The 17940-nt window shown below is 72.5% G+C and carries 17 protein-coding genes; 10 read left to right on the forward strand and 7 right to left on the reverse strand.

Annotated features, from left to right (window positions below; genetic code table 11):
* Positions 1 to 19: 19 nt before the first annotated feature.
* Together GA0070215_RS22310 and mca are read right to left on the reverse strand one after the other, a co-directional pair.
* Positions 20 to 304, reverse strand: coding sequence for a hypothetical protein (locus tag GA0070215_RS22310; protein ID WP_091049397.1), 285 nt, complete (start codon positions 302 to 304; stop codon positions 20 to 22).
* 48 nt (positions 305 to 352) lie between these two features.
* A complete protein-coding gene (gene mca / locus GA0070215_RS22315) occupies positions 353 to 1234 on the reverse strand; it encodes a mycothiol conjugate amidase Mca (RefSeq protein WP_091049401.1) in 882 nt (293 codons plus the stop codon).
* A gap of 242 nt (positions 1235 to 1476) precedes the next feature.
* Here mca and GA0070215_RS22320 point away from each other — a divergent pair, with 242 nt between their 5' ends.
* Together GA0070215_RS22320 and greA are read left to right on the forward strand one after the other, a co-directional pair.
* Complete coding sequence (locus GA0070215_RS22320; RefSeq protein ID WP_091049405.1) at positions 1477 to 1911, forward strand: DUF4307 domain-containing protein; 435 nt, start codon at positions 1477 to 1479, stop codon at positions 1909 to 1911.
* Between the two features lie 145 nt (positions 1912 to 2056).
* Complete coding sequence (gene greA, locus GA0070215_RS22325) at positions 2057 to 2557, forward strand: transcription elongation factor GreA (protein WP_018787521.1); 501 nt, start codon at positions 2057 to 2059, stop codon at positions 2555 to 2557.
* 153 nt (positions 2558 to 2710) lie between these two features.
* On the opposite strand, the gene ilvA is transcribed toward greA, so the two are convergent.
* From ilvA to GA0070215_RS22340, 3 genes are read right to left on the reverse strand one after another with little or no spacing between them, the layout of a single operon-like run.
* A complete protein-coding gene (gene ilvA, locus GA0070215_RS22330) occupies positions 2711 to 3931 on the reverse strand; it encodes a threonine ammonia-lyase (protein ID WP_018787520.1) in 1221 nt (406 codons plus the stop codon).
* The gene (locus tag GA0070215_RS22335; RefSeq protein ID WP_091049409.1) at positions 3928 to 5379 is read right to left on the reverse strand and encodes an amidase; all 1452 of its coding nucleotides are present in this window, start codon (positions 5377 to 5379) and stop codon (positions 3928 to 3930) included. Before GA0070215_RS22335 ends, ilvA begins: the two co-directional genes overlap by 4 nt.
* A 16-nt stretch (positions 5380 to 5395) precedes the next feature.
* Positions 5396 to 6538, reverse strand: a complete 1143-nt coding sequence (locus GA0070215_RS22340; protein ID WP_091049412.1) for a cystathionine gamma-synthase — start codon at positions 6536 to 6538, stop codon at positions 5396 to 5398.
* Between the two features lie 199 nt (positions 6539 to 6737).
* Here GA0070215_RS22340 and GA0070215_RS22345 point away from each other — a divergent pair, with 199 nt between their 5' ends.
* The 7 genes from GA0070215_RS22345 (at position 6738) to GA0070215_RS22375 (ending at position 14773) form a co-directional block, all read left to right on the forward strand.
* The gene (locus GA0070215_RS22345) at positions 6738 to 7151 is read left to right on the forward strand and encodes an HIT family protein (protein ID WP_091049416.1); all 414 of its coding nucleotides are present in this window, start codon (positions 6738 to 6740) and stop codon (positions 7149 to 7151) included.
* 76 nt (positions 7152 to 7227) lie between these two features.
* The gene (gene msrA / locus GA0070215_RS22350) at positions 7228 to 7887 is read left to right on the forward strand and encodes a peptide-methionine (S)-S-oxide reductase MsrA (RefSeq protein ID WP_018787514.1); all 660 of its coding nucleotides are present in this window, start codon (positions 7228 to 7230) and stop codon (positions 7885 to 7887) included.
* 329 nt (positions 7888 to 8216) lie between these two features.
* Positions 8217 to 10007 carry an N-acetylglutaminylglutamine amidotransferase gene (locus GA0070215_RS22355; RefSeq protein ID WP_026268399.1) on the forward strand — a complete coding sequence of 597 codons (1791 nt, stop codon included), beginning with the start codon at positions 8217 to 8219 and terminating at the stop codon, positions 10005 to 10007.
* A gap of 2 nt (positions 10008 to 10009) precedes the next feature.
* Positions 10010 to 11848: an N-acetylglutaminylglutamine synthetase gene (gene ngg, locus GA0070215_RS22360; protein ID WP_018787512.1), complete on the forward strand. Its 1839-nt coding sequence runs from the start codon at positions 10010 to 10012 to the stop codon at positions 11846 to 11848.
* Positions 11845 to 13029, forward strand: a complete 1185-nt coding sequence (locus tag GA0070215_RS22365; RefSeq protein WP_091049419.1) for an osmoprotectant NAGGN system M42 family peptidase — start codon at positions 11845 to 11847, stop codon at positions 13027 to 13029. Before ngg ends, GA0070215_RS22365 begins: the two co-directional genes overlap by 4 nt.
* Positions 13030 to 13337: 308 nt before the next feature.
* The gene (locus GA0070215_RS22370) at positions 13338 to 14267 is read left to right on the forward strand and encodes a ribonuclease Z (protein ID WP_026268398.1); all 930 of its coding nucleotides are present in this window, start codon (positions 13338 to 13340) and stop codon (positions 14265 to 14267) included.
* Positions 14264 to 14773 (forward strand): GNAT family N-acetyltransferase, encoded by a 510-nt coding sequence (locus GA0070215_RS22375; protein WP_091049423.1) that lies wholly within the window; start codon positions 14264 to 14266, stop codon positions 14771 to 14773. Before GA0070215_RS22370 ends, GA0070215_RS22375 begins: the two co-directional genes overlap by 4 nt.
* A gap of 88 nt (positions 14774 to 14861) precedes the next feature.
* Here the strand turns inward: GA0070215_RS22375 and GA0070215_RS22380 are convergent, their stop codons facing one another.
* Together GA0070215_RS22380 and GA0070215_RS22385 are read right to left on the reverse strand one after the other, a co-directional pair.
* Complete coding sequence (locus GA0070215_RS22380; protein ID WP_018787508.1) at positions 14862 to 16232, reverse strand: cystathionine beta-synthase; 1371 nt, start codon at positions 16230 to 16232, stop codon at positions 14862 to 14864.
* A gap of 76 nt (positions 16233 to 16308) precedes the next feature.
* Complete coding sequence (locus GA0070215_RS22385; RefSeq protein WP_091049426.1) at positions 16309 to 16665, reverse strand: YkvA family protein; 357 nt, start codon at positions 16663 to 16665, stop codon at positions 16309 to 16311.
* Positions 16666 to 16806: 141 nt separating this feature from the next.
* On the opposite strand from GA0070215_RS22385, the gene GA0070215_RS22390 reads away from it, so the two are divergent.
* Positions 16807 to 17853: an SGNH/GDSL hydrolase family protein gene (locus GA0070215_RS22390; protein ID WP_141708235.1), complete on the forward strand. Its 1047-nt coding sequence runs from the start codon at positions 16807 to 16809 to the stop codon at positions 17851 to 17853.
* Positions 17854 to 17940 lie beyond the last annotated feature (87 nt).

A 17940-nucleotide genomic window follows, 5' to 3' on the forward strand; every position in this document is an offset into this window, starting at 1 on the left:
GGCGTGATTCACGCGGTGTTCAGCTGTCCCGGTGCTGCTGGGAGCCGTTGGGCGCATTCGTCGGTGAATCCTGCCCGACGAGCCCGTCTGTCGGATCGGCGACTGCGGAATCGGCCCGGCCGGGGGTGCCCTGCTGCGGGAAGCGGTCGGGCAGCCGGCGCAGCCGGCCGTTCATGTTGCGGATCAGCAGGACGGTGACGGTGCCCAGCGCGACGATGAGGAAGAGGCCCATCGGACCGGCCAGACCACCCGTACGGGTGTCACCGAAGTTGTTCTGCGCGAGCACCTCGACGGTGGTCAGCATGGTGTTCCTCCGATGTGCGACTGAGCACCAGGGTAGCCCCCGGCCTGGTCAGTGGGCACGGCACGCCTCACGTACGCCCGCGAACAGGTCGGACTCGGGCAGCGGGCTGTCGACCATCGACCGGGCGAGTTGGAAGTCCTCCGTCGGCCAGGCGTGCTTCTGCAGCTCCATCGGCACCTGGAACCAGAAGCCGTCGGGGTCGATCTGGGTGGCGTGCGCGCGCAGCGCGTCGTCGCGGACCGGGAAGTAGTCGGCGCACTCGACCCGGGTGGTGATCCGGGCGCCCTTGTCGGGGCGCTCGTCCCAGCGCTTCATCCACTCGCCGTACGGCGATTCGAGACCGGCGGCGAGCACCGCCTCGTGCAGGCTCATGATCTTGGCGCGGGAGAAGCCCACGTCGTAGTAGAGCTTCAGCGGCTGCCACGGCTCGCCCAGCCCGGCGTGGCGCTCCGGGTCACCGGCCGCGTCGAACGCCGCCACGGTGATCTTGTGGGTCATGATGTGGTCGGGGTGCGGGTAGCCGCCCTCCTCGTCGTACGTGGTGACGACGTGCGGGCGGAACTGCCGCATCAGGCGCACCAGCGGCGCGGCGGCGACGTCCACGTCCTGGAGGGCGAAGCAGCCCTCCGGCAGCGGCGGCAGCGGGTCGCCCTCGGGCAGCCCGGAGTCGACGAAGCCGAGCCACGCCTGCTCGACGCCGAGGATGGCCCGGGCGGCGTCCATCTCGGCCCGCCGGATGTCTCCGATGTTCGCCCACACGTCGGGGCGGTCCATCTTGGGGTTGAGCACACTGCCCCGCTCACCACCGGTGGCGGTGACGACCAGGACGTCCACCCCCTCGGCGACGTATTTCGCCATGGTGGCGGCACCCTTGCTCGACTCGTCGTCGGGATGGGCGTGCACCGCCATGAGACGCAGCTGTTCTGCCACCTTCGGCGCTCCTCGTCTGTGCCCGCCGACCGGCCCCGGGCCGACCGGCTGACCTGCCGGAATCTCCCCCCGCGCCCGCGAAAGCCCCCGCGACGGCCGGCCGGGCCCCGCCACCGGAGTGGCCAGGGCCACGCCCGCCGGTCCAGGCCGACCTGCCATCCTTGACTCAGCGCCGGGCTGGGAAGATGGACCTAGCCATTCTTGCCGATGCCGCCGACAACAACGCCAGGAGATACCCGCCGGTGAGCGAGACGCACGCCACAGTCGCCGCGGAGGCGCCGGCCTTCCCGCCGGGCCGCTACGGACGCCGCCGGGAGCCGGGACGCCGCCGGCCACTCCTGCTCGCCCTCACGGTGACGGTCGCGCTGGCCGTCCTCGGGCTGGGCGCGACGAAGCTCTACTACCAGTACGGTGACCCGGAATACCGGGGCGAGATGATCAGCTACACCGACATCACCGACTCCCGGGTGGTGGTCGACTTCCGGGTCACCGTGCCGCCGGGCGGCTCCGCCACCTGCCTGCTACGGGCCCGCTCCCACGACGGGGCCCAGGTGGGCAGCGCCGAGGCCACCGTGACCGCGGAGCCCGGTCAGCGCCACATCCGGGCCCGGCAGGAGGTGCCCACGAGCACCCGGCCGTTCATCGGCGAGGTCCTGCGCTGCCGGCCCGCCGGCTGAGCCGGCCCGCCGGCGAGTCGCCGGCCACCGCACCCCGGTCCCGTCACCGGCACCCGGGGTGATCGATCACACCTCGACGTGACCCGCACTGGTAGCCTTGCAAGTTCACCTGTCAGCCAGTCCGCACCAATCGAGGAGAACGCCTGTGTCCACAAATGGAAACGAGGCGCCCGCCACCTGGCTGTCCCAGGACGCCTACGACCGTCTGCAGGCCGAGCTCGACGAGCTGATCGCCAACCGGCCGGTCATCGCCGCCGAGATCAACGCCCGGCGCGAGGAGGGCGACCTGCGGGAGAACGGTGGCTACCACGCCGCCCGTGAGGAGCAGGGCAAGGCCGAGGGCCGCATCCTCTACCTCAAGGAGCTGCTGCGCACCGCCAAGGTCGGTGAGGCGCCGGATGCCGACGCGGTCTCGCCGGGCATGGTCGTGAAGATCTACTTCGACGACGACGCCGACGACAGCGAGACCTTCCTCCTCGGCTCCCGGGAGATCGCCTCCACCACCGACCTCACGGTCTACAGCCCCGAGTCCGCGCTCGGCAAGGCGATCCTCGGCGGCAAGGCAGGGCAGACCTGCACCTACACGGCGCCCAGCGGCGCCGATATCAAGGTGACCATCGTCTCCTTCGAGCCGTACAGCGGCTGACCCCTCCGGACCCGCGCCGGATGGCTCGGGTCCCGAACCCGACCGAGGCTGACAGGCCCTCCTCGGACCCGAGCCGCACACCCGAACGCCCCGACCGGATCATCCGGCCGGGGCGTTCGCGTTCCACCGCGGCGTCCGCGCACCGGCCGGGGCTCAGCCCTCGCCGGTGAAGACCACCTGGTAGCCGCTGGCCCGCAGCGCACTGATCAGCGTGTCCGAGTGCTCCACCCCGCGGGTCTCCACCGACAGGGCCACCTCCACCTCGCCGAGGCGCAGGTGCGGGTTGGCGCGCTGGTGCACCACGTCCACCACGTTGGCCCGGTGCTCGGCGATCTCGCCCAGCAGGGAGGCGAGCTGCCCGGGCCGGTCCGTGCAGCGCACCGTGATCCGCAGGAACCGGCCGGCCGCCGCCAGGCCGTGCTCGATCACCCGGAGCATGAGCAGCGGGTCGATGTTGCCGCCGGAGAGCACCGCGACGACCGGCTCGGTCACCTCCACCGCGCCGGCCAGCAGCGCCGCCACGCCGACCGCGCCGGCCGGCTCGACAACCTGCTTGCCGCGTTCCAGCAACATCAGCAGCGCCCGGGAGATGTCCTCCTCGGAGACCGTGACGACGTCGTCGACGAGCTTGCGGACATGGGTGAAGGTCAGCTCGCCCGGACGGCCGACGGCGATACCGTCGGCGATCGTCGCGAACGAGGGCAGCCGCAGCGGCTCGCCGGCCCGCAGCGAGGGCGGGAAGGCGGCGGCGCTCGCCGCCTGGACCCCGATCACGCGTACGTCGGGACGCAGCGCCTTGGCCGCCACCGCCATGCCCGAGGCGAGGCCGCCGCCGCCCACCCCGGTCACGATGGTGCGCACGTCCGGGCACTGTTCGAGGATCTCCAGCGCCACGGTGCCCTGCCCGGCGATCACGTCGGGGTGGTCGAACGGGTGGATGAACACCGCTCCGGTCCGCTCGGCGAAGGTCTGCGCCGCGACGAGCGACTCGTCCACCGTGTTGCCCACCAGCTCGATCTGCGCGCCGTACCCCTTCGTGGCGGCGACCTTCGGCAGCGGCGCGTTCACCGGCATGAAGACGGTGGCGTGCGCGCCGACCAGCCCGGCGGCCAGCGCCACCCCCTGCGCGTGGTTGCCGGCGCTCGCCGCGACCACGCCGCGGGACCGCTCCTCGGCCGAGAGCCGGGAGATCCGCACGTACGCACCGCGCACCTTGTACGACCCGGCCCGCTGGAGGTTCTCGCACTTGAGCCAGACCGGCCCGCCGAGCGCGGCGCTGAGCGGCCGGGACGGCTCCAGCGGGGTGGTACGGGTGACACCGGCGAGCAGTTCCCGCGCGGCCTGTACGTCGGCGAGGCCGACCAGTTCCGTCATGCCCCGATCGTGCCACCCGGTCCAGGTGGGATCTGCGCCGACGTGGCCGGCGACCCCGTTCCGACGCGGGGATAGCCGGGGGCGTGCCGGGCCCACGGCGCCTGCATCTCGAACTGGCCCGCCACCCCGAGCAGCAGCAGCTCGGAGCCGGGCGGGCCGACGAACTGCACGCCGACGGGCAGCCCGTCCGGGCGGCGGCCGACCGGCACCACGATCGACGGCAACCCGGCGATGTTCCACGGCGCCGCGTACGGGGCGTACCTGATGTTCGTCGACATGTTCGCGAGCCAGGAGCGGCCCGACCACCCGGCCGCCTCCGGCGGCGGCCCGGCCAGCGCCGGGGTGAGCAGCAGGTCGACCGAGTTGTCGGCGAAGAAGTGCACCGACCGTTCGCGCCAGGCGGCCCGGTCGGCCTCCCGCACGTACCCCCGGCGCTGCGCCCACTCGCCGAGCGTGACGTGCCGGCGGCTGCGTCGCTGGAGTTGACGCGGCGCCACCCCGGCGGCGCGCACGTCGGCGGCGGCCGACGCGAACCAGGTGGCGATGCCCTGGAGGCCGAGCCGGGTCGGGTAGACCGGGTCGGCGGGCACGGTGTCGTGACCGGCGGCAGCCAGCAGCCGGCCGGCGGCGGCGACCGCGTCCCGGCTCGGTGCGTCCGGCGAGACGCCGCGCACCGGCGAGCGCAGCGAGACACCCACCCGCAGCCGCTCCGGCGGGACCAGCTTGTCCGGCCGGCGTCCGGCCAGCACCGAGAAGCCGACCACCGCGTCGGCGACGGTGCTGGTCAGCATGCCGTGCTCGGTGAGGCCGAACCAGTCGTCCGCGCCGAGCTGGCAGGGCACCACGCCCCGGCCGGGCTTGAGCCCGACCAGACCGCAGCAGGCCGCCGGAATGCGGATCGACCCGAGACCGTCGTTGCCGTGAGCCATCGGCACCAGCCCGGCGGCCACCGCGGCGGCCGCACCGCCGGACGAGCCGCCGGGGGTACGCGCCGGGTCCCACGGGTTGCGGGTGACGGCCGTGTCGTCGTCGGTGAGGGCCCACAGGCCCAGCTCCGGCATCCGGGTCACGCCGAGGATGACAGCGCCCGCGCCGCGCAGCCGCCGGACCACCTCGTGGTCGGCCTCCGCCACCTCGGTACGCATCGCGGCCGACCCGTTCCAGGTGGGCAGGCCGGCCACCGGCGTGTTCTCCTTGACCGCCACCGGCACCCCGGCCAGCGGCAGGTTCGCCAGTTCCTCCTGCTCGTCGACCTTCTCCGCCTCGGTGATCGCCTCGCCGCCGCGTACCGCGCGGAACGCGCCCAGCTCGGCGTCGACCCGGGCGACGTGGTCCAGGTGGTCGGCGACGACCTGGGTGGCGGAGACGTCGCCACGGCGTACCGCCCGGGCGATCTGTTTCGCGGTCGTCCCGACCCAGGTCGTCGGCAAGATGTCCGGCACTGCCACCCTCCCCAGCCAGCGGTCAGCCCAGGGCCTGCTCCAGATCGGCGAGCAGGTCGTCGACCGTCTCGATGCCGACAGACAGTCGCACGAGATCGCCGGGAACTTCAAGCGGCGAGCCCGCGGCGCTCGCGTGTGTCATCCGGCCCGGGTGCTCGATCAGGGACTCCACGCCGCCCAGCGACTCCGCGAGCACGAACAGCCGGGCCCGGTTGCAGATCTGGACGGCGTGCTCCTCGCCGCCCGCCGCGCGGAACGAGATCATGCCGCCGAACCGGCGCATCTGCTTGACGGCCACCTCGTGACCGGGGTGCGACGGCAGGCCCGGGTAGACGACCTGGGCGACCTTTGCGTGTCCGTCCAGATAGGCCGCGATCCGCTCGGCGTTGTCACAGTGCCGGTCCATCCGTACCCCGAGGGTCTTGATGCCGCGCAGGGTGAGCCAGGCGTCGAACGGGCCGTTCACCGCGCCCATCGCGTTCTGGTGGTAGCGCAGTTCCTCGCCGAGCGTGCGGTCCGCCGCGACGAGCGCACCGCCGACCACGTCGGAGTGCCCGCCGACGTACTTGGTGGTGGAGTGCACCACCACGTCCGCGCCGAACGCGATCGGCTGCTGGAGGTACGGCGAGGCGAAGGTGTTGTCGACCACCAGCAGCGCGCCGGCGTCGTGCGCCACCGCTGCGAGCGCCGCGATGTCGGCGATGCCGAGCAGCGGGTTGGTCGGCGTCTCCACCCACACGATCCGGGTGGTGCCCGGGCGGATCGCGGCGCGCACGGCGTCCGGGTCGGAGACCTTCGCCGGGGTGTACGCCAGGCCCCAGCGCTCGGCCACCCTGGCGAACAGCCGGTACGTGCCGCCGTACGCGTCGTCCGGGATCACCACGTGGTCGCCCGGCTTGCAGACGGTCCGCAGCAGCGTGTCCTCGGCGGCCAGGCCGCTGGCGAAGGCGAGCGCCACCGGGCCGCCCTCCAGCGCCGCCAGGCACTCCTGCAGCGCGTCCCGGGTGGGGTTGCCGGAGCGGCTGTACTCGTAGCCCTCGCGCGGCGCGCCGACGGCGTCCTGCGCGTACGTGCTGGTCTGGTAGATCGGCGGGATCACCGCGCCGGTGCGGGCCTCCGGGGCCTGACCGGCGTGGATGGCGAGTGTCTCGAAGCCGTGGCTCATGCCGCAGACGTTAGCCCGCCGCCCGGCCGTGCTCCCGGCAACCCGGCGCGAGTCACAACCGCGAAGGTGTCGGGGTGGTCGGCCATGCTGGTCCGGTGAGTACGACCGAGGCGCTCCCCTCCCGCCTGCACGGCGTCGCCGACCTCATGATCACGCGCGCCCGGAGGTGGGGTGGCCGAGCGGGGCCTAGGGTGAGGTCGTGAGCGGGTGTGTGTTCTGCGGGATCGTCGCGGGCGAGGTGCCGGCCTTCCGGGTGACCGACGAGCCGGACGGGGTCGCGTTCCTCGACACGCGGCCGGTGTTCAAGGGCCACGTGCTGGTGGTGCCCCGCACCCACCTGGTCACCCTGTCCGACCTGCCGGCGGACACGCTGCCCGGCTACTTCCGGCTGGTGCAGCGGATCGCCGTGGCGGTGGAGACCGGTCTGGGCTCCGGTGGGACGTTCGTGGCGATGAACAACCGGGTGTCCCAGTCCGTAGCGCACCTGCACACCCACGTCGTGCCCCGGACCAAGGGCGACGGGCTGCGCGGTTTCTTCTGGCCGCGTACCCGCTACGCGGACGACGCCGAGGCGACGGAGTTCGCCGGGCGGATCTCGGCGGCGCTGGCCTGACGCCGGCGTGGGCGGGTAAGGAACCGGGGGCCGACGCTGTTGCACACGCTGGGAAAGCCAAGAGAGGAGTCCCACCGTGTTCCTCCGCCGCATGAAGGCCGAGATGATCTCTCCTGACCAGGCCCTGCCGGGCCGCCCGATCGCGATGCCGATCGCCGACCGGCACGAGGTGCTGCCGTCGACGCTGAAGGGCCCGTTCCCCGAGGGCGCGCAGGTCGCCGTCTTCGGCATGGGCTGCTTCTGGGGCGCCGAGCGGCTGTTCTGGACCCTCCCCGGCGTGATCACCACGTCCGCCGGTTACGCGGGCGGGTACACCACCAACCCGACGTACGAGGAGGTCTGCTCGGGCATGACCGGGCACGCCGAGGTGGTCCAGGTGGTCTACGACCCGTCGAAGATCGCCTACGAGGACCTGCTCAAGGTCTTCTGGGAGAACCACGACCCGACCCAGGGCATGCGCCAGGGCAACGACGTGGGCACCCAGTACCGCTCGGCGATCTACACCACGACCGACGAGCAGCTCGCCGCCGCCAAGGCGTCGCGGGACGCGTTCGCGCCGATCGTGGAGCGGGCCGGCAAGGGTGAGATCACCACCGAGATCGCGCCGCTCGGCGACTACTACTTCGCCGAGGACTACCACCAGCAGTATTTGGCGCCGACGAAGAACCCGAACGGCTACTGCAACCACGGCCCGAACGGGCTGAGCTGCCCGGTCGGGGTGGCCCGCACCGCCTGACCCGGTCGGCGGCTACCGTCTCCTGGCGGTAGCCGCCACCTTGCCATGCGATCTTGCAGCTTGAGCCCGCAGACTGTCTGGTTCACGAGGATTGCGGGGCACCCAACCGCAAGATCGGCAAAAGCCGAAGACGCCGGGCGCGCGAGGCGGTCTGTGCGGTGTTACTCACACCGGAACGGGGCCGGGTTTCCGGCATCCAGGCGTGGAGGGCAGGAACCGAAGGCATGACAGGCAGCCACCCTGCGTGACGGCGCATGGTAGCAAGCTGTCACACGTTCGTCATCGTCTCAACAGGCGAACTGCAACAAGTTCTGGCAGCATTGGCTCGTATGTGCGGACTTGCGGGAGAGTTCCGCCGTGACGGTTCACGCGCCGACGTCTCGGCCGTGGAGCGGATGGCGGCCACGATGAGTGACCGAGGGCCCGACGACAGCGGCGTCTGGTCGCAGGGCCCGACCGCGCTGGGACACCGGCGCCTGAAGATCATCGACCTGTCCGCGGCGAGCGGCCAACCCATCGTGGACGCCGCCGCCGGGCTCACCGGTGTCTTCAACGGCTGCATCTACAACTATCGGGAGCTGCGCGCCGAACTTCAGGCCAAGGGCCACCGGTTCTTCTCGTCCGGCGACAGCGAGGTCGTGATCAAGGCGTACGCCGAGTGGGGGCTCGACTTCGTCGACCACCTGATCGGCATGTTCGCGGTGGCGATCAGCGAGCGCGACACCGGCCGTCTGGTGCTGGCCCGGGACCGCCTCGGCATCAAGCCGCTCTACCTGGCCGAGAGCCCCGGTGTGGTGCGGTTCGCCTCGACCCTGCCGGCGCTGCTCGCCGGTGGCGGCATCGACACCACCATCGACCGGGTGGCGCTCGCCCACTACCTGAGCTTCCACAGCATCGTGCCGCCGCCGCGCACCATCCTGGCCGGCGTCACCAAGCTTCCGCCGGCCACGGTCCGGGTGTACGAGGCGGACGGCTCCACCCACGAACGGGTGTACTGGGATCCGTCCTTCGGCCGCGACGCCGAGCGGGCCGGCTGGTCCGAGCGGGACTGGCAGGACGCGCTGCTCGACTCGCTGACCACCGCCGTACGCCGCCGCATGGTGGCCGACGTGCCGGTGGGCGTGCTGCTCTCCGGCGGCCTCGACTCCAGCCTGGTGGTCGCGCTGCTCGCCGGTGAGGGGCAGGCCCGGTCCGGCCTGGCCACGTTCTCCATCGGCTTCGACGCGGTCGGCGGCCGGGAGGGCGACGAGTTCGTCTACTCCGACCTGGTCGCGAAGACGTTCGGCACCGACCACCACCAGATCCGGGTGCCCACCGGTGACCTGCTGCCGCCGCTGGAAGCCGCCGTCGCGGCCATGAGCGAGCCCATGGTCAGCCACGACTGCGTGGCGTTCTGGCTGCTCAGCCAGGAGGTCGCGCGGCACGTCAAGGTGGTGCAGTCGGGTCAGGGCGCGGACGAGATCCTGGGCGGCTACCACTGGTACCCGCCGCTCGCCGGGGTGGACCGGGAGCAGGCGCTCGAGACGTACGCGAAGGCGTTCTTCGACCGCGACGCGGCCGGACTGGCCCGGGTGCTCAACCCGGCGTGGCTGGCCGAGGGCGACCCGGCGCGGGAGTTCGTCGCCGCGCACCTGGGCCGCGCGGGGGCACAGACCGCAGTCGACGCGGGCCTGCGGATCGACACCCAGGTCATGCTGACCGACGACCCGGTGAAGCGGGTCGACAACATGACCATGGCGCACGGGCTGGAGGCCCGGGTGCCGTTCCTCGACCACGAGTTCGTCGAGTTGGCCGCGAGCTGCCCGCCGGAGCTGAAGCTGGCCCAGGGCGGCAAGGGCGTGCTCAAGGAGATCGGCCGCCGGGTCCTGCCGCACGAGGTCATCGACCGGCCCAAGGGCTACTTCCCCGTGCCCGGCCTCACCCACCTGGAGGGCAAGCTTCTCGACCGGGTACGCGACGCGCTCACCGCCCCGGAGGCGCGCCGTCGTGACCTGTTCCGCGCCGACTACGTCGACGCGCTGCTCGCCGACCCGAACGCCGAACTGACCCCGTTGAACGGAAACAAGCTGTGGCAACTGGGACTCCTGGAAATGTGGCTCCAGAGCCACGGAATCGACTGACCATGACGGACACCCTCGCCACCGGAACCGCGCGAACCGACCGGGAACGGGTGCTGGGCCGGCGCCGGGAACGCACCGGCCCGGGCGGCGACCCGATCGCACCGGGTACGCCGGAGCCGCGACAGCCGCAGACCCCGTCCACCGACGCCTCGGGCGTGGTGCTGGACTGCGGCTGGGGCCGGCTGGTGTTCGGGCAGACGTTCGACGACCAGGTGCACGTGGCCGACGTGCTGCGCTCCGAAGCGGTCGGCGCCCGGGACATCTGTATCTACCTGCGCGACCCGCACGTGCTGGTGTCCCGGCTGCCGGACGAGCTGTTCATCGACCCGTCGCTGACCTACCGGCTGCCGCTGGGCGAGAAGCGGCCCGCCGCCACCGAGGGCGGCGAGGTGCCCGGGCTGACCGTCCGGCCGCTGCGCGACGCCGCCGACGCCGAGGCGGTGAACCGGATCTACGCGCGCAACGGCATGGTCACCGCCCCCGTCGAGGTGCTGGTGGACAACGCCGGCACGAACCGGTTCCTGCACCTGGTGGCCGAGGACGCCACCGGTGAGGTGGTCGGCACCATCACCGGCGTGGACCACGTCGCGGTCTTCGACGACCCGGAGAAAGGCGCCAGCCTGTGGTGCCTGACCGTGGACTTCAACACCGCCCCGCCCGGCACCGGGCAGGCGCTGCTGACCGCACTCGCCGACCGGCTCGACGGGCGCGGACGGGCGTTCGTGGACCTGTCCGTGCTGGCCGAGAACTCGGGCGCGATCCGGCTGTACGAGCGGCTCGGCTTCCACCGCACCGGCACGCTCTGCGTCAAGCGGAAGAACCCGATCAACGAGCGCCTGTTCCTGCCCGCCATGCCCGAGGGGTACGACGAGCTGAACCCGTACGCGAAGATCGTCGCGGACGAGGCGATGCGCCGCGGCATCCGGGTCGAGGTGACCGACCCGCACTGGGGTGAGCTGAAGCTGACCACCGGCGGCCGGACCATCCACACCCGCGAGTCGCTGTCGGAGCTGACCTCGGCGGTGGCGATGAGCCGCTGCGACGACAAGCGGGTGACCCGGCGCATCCTCACGGAGGCGGGGCTGTCGGTGCCGCGCGGCCGCACCGCCACCGGCGAGCCCGACGACGTCACGTTCCTGAACGACGTGGGGCCGGTGGTGGTCAAGCCGGCGCGGGGCGAGCAGGGCAACGGCATCACCGTCGGGGTGCGTACGCCGGAGGCTCTGACCGCCGCCGTCGAGCTGGCCCGCCGGTTCTGCCCGGACGTGCTGATCGAGGAGCTGCGCGCGGGCGACGACCTGCGGGTCGTGGTGATCGACCACGAGGTGGTGGCCGCCGCGGTACGCCGTCCGGCGCAGATCACCGGTGACGGCGTGCACGACATCACCGAGCTGATCGAGCGGCAGAGCCGCCGCCGGGCGGCAGCCACCGGTGGCGAGTCCCGCATCCCGATCGACGACATGACCCGCGAGGTGGTGGCGGAGGCCGGCTACCGGATGCACGACGTGCTCCCGGAGGGCGAGGTGCTGGCGGTCCGCCGGACGGCCAACCTGCACACCGGCGGCACGATCCACGACGTGACCGCCGAGCTGCACCCGGCCATCGCCGAGGCGTGCGTCACGGCGAGCCGGGCGCTGGACATCCCGGTCACCGGGCTGGACCTGCTGGTCCCCGCCCCGGACCGGCCGGAACACGTGTTCATCGAGGCGAACGAGCGTCCCGGACTGGCCAACCACGAGCCGCAGCCGACCGCCGAGCGCTTCGTCGACCTGCTCTTCCCGGGTACCCGGGCACCGCAGCGTCTCTGGTCGCCTGCCGGTGCGGCAGGCTCTGGGGCATGACCGCACGCAAAACCCAACCGCTCAAGCTCGACCTCGACTACCTCAGCCAGGTGCTGGTGGAGCTGCTGGAGATCCCCAGCCCGTCGGGACGCACCGACCACATCCAGCAGTACGTGGGTGAACGGCTCTCCGCGATCGGGATCAGCTCCACGCTGACCCGTCGCGGGGCGCTGAGCGCCTGCCTGCCCGGCCCCAGATCGACCGGCGCCGACCGGGCCGTGGTGGTGCACACCGACACCATCGGCGGCATGGTGAAGCGGCTCAAGGAGAACGGCCGGCTGGAGATCAACCCGATCGGTACGCACAGCGCCCGCTTCGCCGAGGGCGCACACGTGCGGATCTTCACCGACGACCTGGACCGGGTCGTCACCGGCCAGGTCCTGCCCCTGAAGGCCAGCGGCCACCGCTACAACGAGGCGGTCGACCTCCAGGGCGTCGGCTGGGAGCTGGTCGAGGTGCGGGTGGACGAGCCGGTGCACGACGAGGCCGGGCTGCGGGCGCTGGGCATCGACGCCGGGGACTTCGTCGCGTTCCTGCCCAACCCGGCCATCACCCCGAACGGGTACGTCAAGTCCCGGCACCTGGACGACAAGGCGGGCGTGGCGGCGGTGCTGACCGCGTTCAAGGCGATGGTCGACGCCGGTGTCACCCCGGCGGTCACCGCGCACCTGCTGGTCACCGTCACCGAGGAGATCGGCCACGGCGCGAGCCACGGGCTGGACCCGGACGTCGCGGAGATCGTCTCGGTGGACGCGGCGGTGGTCGCGCCGGGCCAGCAGTCCCGGGAGACCGCGGCGACGCTGGCGATGGGCGACGGGGTCGGCCCGTTCGACTACCACCTGACCCGCAACCTGGCCGCGATCGCCAAGGAGCACGGCGTGGACCTGGTCCGGGACGTGTTCGACTACTACCGCTCGGACGTGGCCGCGGCGGTCGAGGCCGGGGCGCACGCCCGGGTGGCGCTGCTCGGGTTCGGCGTGGACGCCACCCACGGCCACGAGCGCACCCACCTCGACGGCCTGCACCAGCTCACCCAGCTGCTCTGCCTCTACCTGCAGAGCCCGCTGGTCTTCCCCGAATGGGACGCCGAGCCGGAGGGCGACCTGGCCGACTTCCCGTCACTGGCGGTGCAGCCGGCCCACGAGGAGGGCCCGCGCGAGGGCCCGATCGGCCTGGACTGACGCCTGTGATCGAAATCCGTTGCCGCGGCCGCCGCGAAGTGGATAGCGTGGCGGTACACGGGAAAGGAGGTGGTCCAGACTTGTATAGCAATCGGACTCGTGAGGTGGCTGTCCGCTAGCCGCTGTCCTCGACAGTGAAATCTCGTCCGCCGCGAGGCGGGCACCTGCAGGATCGTCGAGACCGTGTGGCAGCGGTGCGGCGAAACCACGACAGCCACCCGACCCCCGGGGTGCCGGCCCAGTCCAGCCGGCCCGCGCGCGAGCGCGGAAGCCCCGGGGGTCGCTTCTTTGCCCTCCCGGAGGATGCCGTGTCCATGCGTGAGCTGGTGGTGCTCGGTACGGCCAGCCAGGCCCCGACCCGGCAGCGCAACCACAACGGCTACCTGCTGCGCTGGGACGACGAGGTGATCCTCTTCGACCCGGGCGAGGGCAGCCAGCGGCAGATGCTGCACACCGGGGTCACCGCCACCGACCTGACCCGGATCTGCGTCACCCACTTCCACGGCGATCACTGCCTCGGCCTGCCCGGCATGATCCAGCGGCTCTCACTGGACCGCGTACCGCGCCCGGTGGCGGTGCACTTCCCGGCCGGCGGCGCGGAGTACTTCGCTCGGCTGCGCCACGCGTCCAGCTTCTACGAAACCGCCGAGCTGGCAGTCGAACCGATCGACGCCGACGGGCAGCGGATCACGCTGGGCGTCGGCACGCTGGAGGCCCGCCGGCTGCGGCACCCGATCGAGACGTACGGCTACCGACTGGTCGAGCGGGACGGCTGCCGGATGCTTCCGGAGCGGCTGGCCGCGTACGGCATCGCCGGGCCGGACGTGGGGCGGCTGCTGCGCGACGGCCACCTGGACCGCGACGGGCGTCGCGTCACCCGGGACGAGGTGAGCGTGACCCGGCCGGGCCAGCGGTTCGCCTTCGTGATGGACACCGGACTCTGCGACGGCGTGTACGCGCTGGCCGAGCACGCCGACCTGCTGGTGATCGAGTCGACGTTCCTGGAGTCGGAGGCGGCGCTCGCCGCCGAGGTCGGGCACCTCACCGCCGGCCAGGCCGCGCGGGTGGCGGCCGAGTCGGAGGTACGCACGCTCGTGCTCACCCACTTCTCCCAGCGGTACGCCGACCCGCGCCGGTTCCACGACGAGGCGCGCGAGCACTTCCCCGGTGACCTGGTGATCGCCGAGGATCTCCAGACGGTGCAGGTGCCGCCCCGGCGGGTACCGTCGCCCGGGTGACGATCTCCCTACGGTCCGCGACCGAGGCCGACCTGATGGCGGTCGGCGCCCTGCACCAGCGCTCCCGGGTGGCGGCGTACTCGTCGTTCCTGCCGGCCGAGGTGCTGGCCGACCCGACGCCCGAGGCGATGGGCCGTTACTGGGTGGAGCGGCTGACCTGGGAGGGCGCCGACCACCGGATGACCGTGGCCGAGCGGCACGGGCGACTGGCGGGGTTCAGCTACCTCGGACCGGACGACGAGGGCGACCCGGCGACCGGGCTGCTCAACGCGATCCACCTGGAGCCGTCCGAGCGGGGCCGGGGCACCGGGCGGGCGCTGATGGTGGACGCGCTGGACGCGATGCGGGCCCAGGGCTGGACCCGCGCGGCGCTGTGGGTGCTGCGGGACAACACCCACGCACGCGGGTTCTACGAGCGCGGCGGCTGGGCCGCCACCGGTGAGCAGCGGGACGAGCACATCGGCCAGGCACTCGTCCCCCAGCTCCGCTACGCCCGCCGCTTGTAAGGAAGGGCCCCCTATTAACGCCTGCGGTAGAGGAAGGGCCCCTTGTTAACACGGCGGTGTTAACAAGGGGCCCTTCCTTGCATGCAGGTCAGCGGGCGCCGAGGTGGGCGAGCAGGTCCTGGCGGGTCAGCACGCCCTTGGGCTTGCCGTCGACCAGCACCAGCGCGGCGTCGGACTTCTCCAGCAGTCCGACCGCCTCGCTGACCGGCTGGCCGCCGCCGATCATCGGCAGCGGCTCGCCCATGTGCCGCTCGATCGTGTCGTGCAGGTGGGCCTGGCCGGTGAAGAGCGCGTCGAGCAGGTCCCTCTCGGCGATCGAGCCGGCCACCTCGCCGGTCACCACAGGCGGCTCGGCCTTGAGCACCGGAAGCTGGGAGACGCCGTACTCGCGCATGTAGTCGATCGCGTCGCGGACCGTCTCGGTCGGGTGTACGTGCACCAGCTCGGGCAGGCCACCGGGCTTGCCGGCGAGCGCGTCCGCGACAGTGGGCTCGGTGCCCGAGTCGTCGAGGAAGCCGTACCGGGCCATCCACCTGTCGTTGAAGATCTTCGACAGGTAGCCCCGCCCGCCGTCCGGCAGCAGCACCACGATCACGTCGTCCGGGCCGGCCTTGCGGGCCACCTCCAGCGCACCCACCACGGCCATGCCGCAGGAGCCGCCGACCAGCAGCCCCTCCTCGCGGGCGAGCCGGCGGGTCATCTCGAAGGACTCCTTGTCCGACACCTCGACGATCTCGTCGGCGATCTTCCGGTCGTACGTCTCCGGCCAGAAGTCCTCACCGACGCCCTCGACCAGGTACGGCCGGCCGGTGCCACCGGAGTAGACCGAACCCTCCGGGTCCGCGCCGATCACCTTGACCCGGCCCTCGGACGCCTCCTTGAGGTAGCGGCCGATGCCGGAGATGGTGCCGCCGGTCCCGACGCCCGCGACGAAGTGGGTGATCTTCCCCTCGGTCTGCCGCCACAGCTCCGGGCCGGTGGTCTCGTAGTGCGAGCGCGGGTTGGCCGGGTTGCTGTACTGGTTGGGCTTCCACGCGCCGGGGATCTCCCGGGCCAGCCGGTCGGAGACGTTGTAGTAGGAGCGCGGGTCCTCCGGCGCGACGGCGGTCGGGCAGACGACCACCTCGGCGCCGTACGCGCGCAGCACGTCCTGCTTGTCCTGGCTGACCTTGTCCGGGCAGACGAAGACGCAGTGGTAGCCCTTGAGCTGGGCCACCAGGGCCAGCCCGACACCCGTGTTGCCGCTGGTCGGCTCCACGATCGTGCCGCCGGGCCGCAGGATGCCCGCCTTCTCGGCGTCCTCCACCATGCGCAGCGCGATCCGGTCCTTGACCGAGCCGCCCGGGTTGACGTACTCCACCTTCGCCAGCACGGTGGCCTGGATGCCCTCGGTGACGTTGCGCAGGCGTACCAGCGGGGTGTTGCCGATCAGCTCGACGACGTTGTCGTAGTACTGCACCTCGTTGTGCCCTTCGTCGCGCCGCCGTCGTGGGGCGGTCGGTCAGTCGTCAGTTCGCCGATCAGCGTACGTGCCGTCAGGGCACCACATGCCCGGGGATCACGGAGCTGCGACGTGCCTCCCACTCCAGGAACCGCTCGGTCTCGGCGAGCACGCTGCCCGCCAGCCAGGTGACCATGACCGCGTCGTCGGCCAACCCGAAGATCGCCAGCGGGATCTCCGGCAGGAGGTCGATCGGGGAGACGATGTACGCCGTCGCCCCGGCCATCAGCGCGAGCCGCAGGCCGCCGTCGTACTCGCCCCGGGTGGTCGCGCGGATCATCCGCGGCAGCGCCGCCAGCCGGGCCCCGAGCGACGGCCCGCCCCGCGTGCCAGCCGCCAGCGCCCGGGCCAGTGCGACGAACGCGGCACTGCGCTTCAACGTCTTCCCCATGATTTCGCCCCTCTCCGCTCGACCATGGTGCGGCCCGGTGGCAAGCCCGCGTCCGCTGCCCCCATCGGTACCCAATCCGGGCAGCGCCCAGCCATCCGATCACGGACAGCAGTGGTCGTACCGGCGCGATACTGTCGGCTCATGGGGGACGCTGGTTCCGTCGCGCCGGTCCGCCGGCAGCGCGCCCGGCAGATCGCCCGCCTCGCGGCGATCGGCACGGGCGCCACGGTGGCGGCCACCGCCGCCACCGGCGGCGTGCTGCTCGGCCAGGCCCGGCAGGCCCGCCGCACCATCCCGATGGCCCAGGCGCCGCCGCCGCGCTGCGACGGTGTGTACGGCGCGAGGCTGCCCGGCCCGCCGGTCACCATGGTCGTCCTGGGCGACTCCTCGGCGGCCGGGTACGGCGTGCACAGGCGTCGGGAGACGCCGGGCTCGCTCCTGGCCACCGGGCTGTCCCGCCGCCTGCACCGGCCGGTCCGGCTGCACCGGTTCGCCGTTGTCGGCGCGCTGTCGTCCGGGCTGAAGCCGCAGGTCGAGTCCGCTCTCGAGGTGGGGCCGGACGTCGCAGTGATCCTGGTCGGCGGCAACGATGTCACCAACCGCACACCGTTCTCGGTGGCGGTGCGCTACCTGGTCGACGCGGTCCGCACGCTTCGGGCGGCTGGCTGCGAGGTGGTCGTCGGCACATGTCCCGACCTGGGCACGATCCGGCCGATCCAGCCGCCCCTGCGCTGGCTGGCCCGGCGCTGGAGCCGCCAGCTCGCGGCCTTGCAGACGGTGGCCGTGGTCGAGGCCGGCGGCCGTACCGTCTCGCTCGGCGACATGCTCGGGCCGCGGTTCGCCGCCGAGCCCGGCCGGATGTTCGCCTCGGACCGGTTCCACCCCTCCGCCGAGGGGTACGCGATAGCCGCGGCGGCGTTGCTGCCCACCGTGCTGTCCGCACTGGGCGCGGTCCCGGAACGCAGGCCTGTCCTGCCCGGCGTGGAAGGCGTACGGTCGCTCCCGGAGGCCGCCCACCAGGCGGCCCGGCACGCCGGCACGGAGGTCAGCGGCGCCCAGCTCCGGGGTCGCGACCGCGGGCCGGGCGGGCGGTGGGCGCAGCTTCGCCGGCGGGCCTTCTTCGGCGTCGGCGCGGTGCCCCCGACCGGCAGCGCCGCCGACTCGGCAACGCTGGAGGGAACGGCATGAGCGAGCGCAGCGAGCGAATCAGCCAGCTCAGCGCAAAGGTGCCTCATGACGGCACGGAGCGAAGCGGAGTGCCGGCATGAGCGAGCG

This window comes from Micromonospora marina, assembly GCF_900091565.1.
Lineage (GTDB): Bacteria > Actinomycetota > Actinomycetes > Mycobacteriales > Micromonosporaceae > Micromonospora > Micromonospora marina.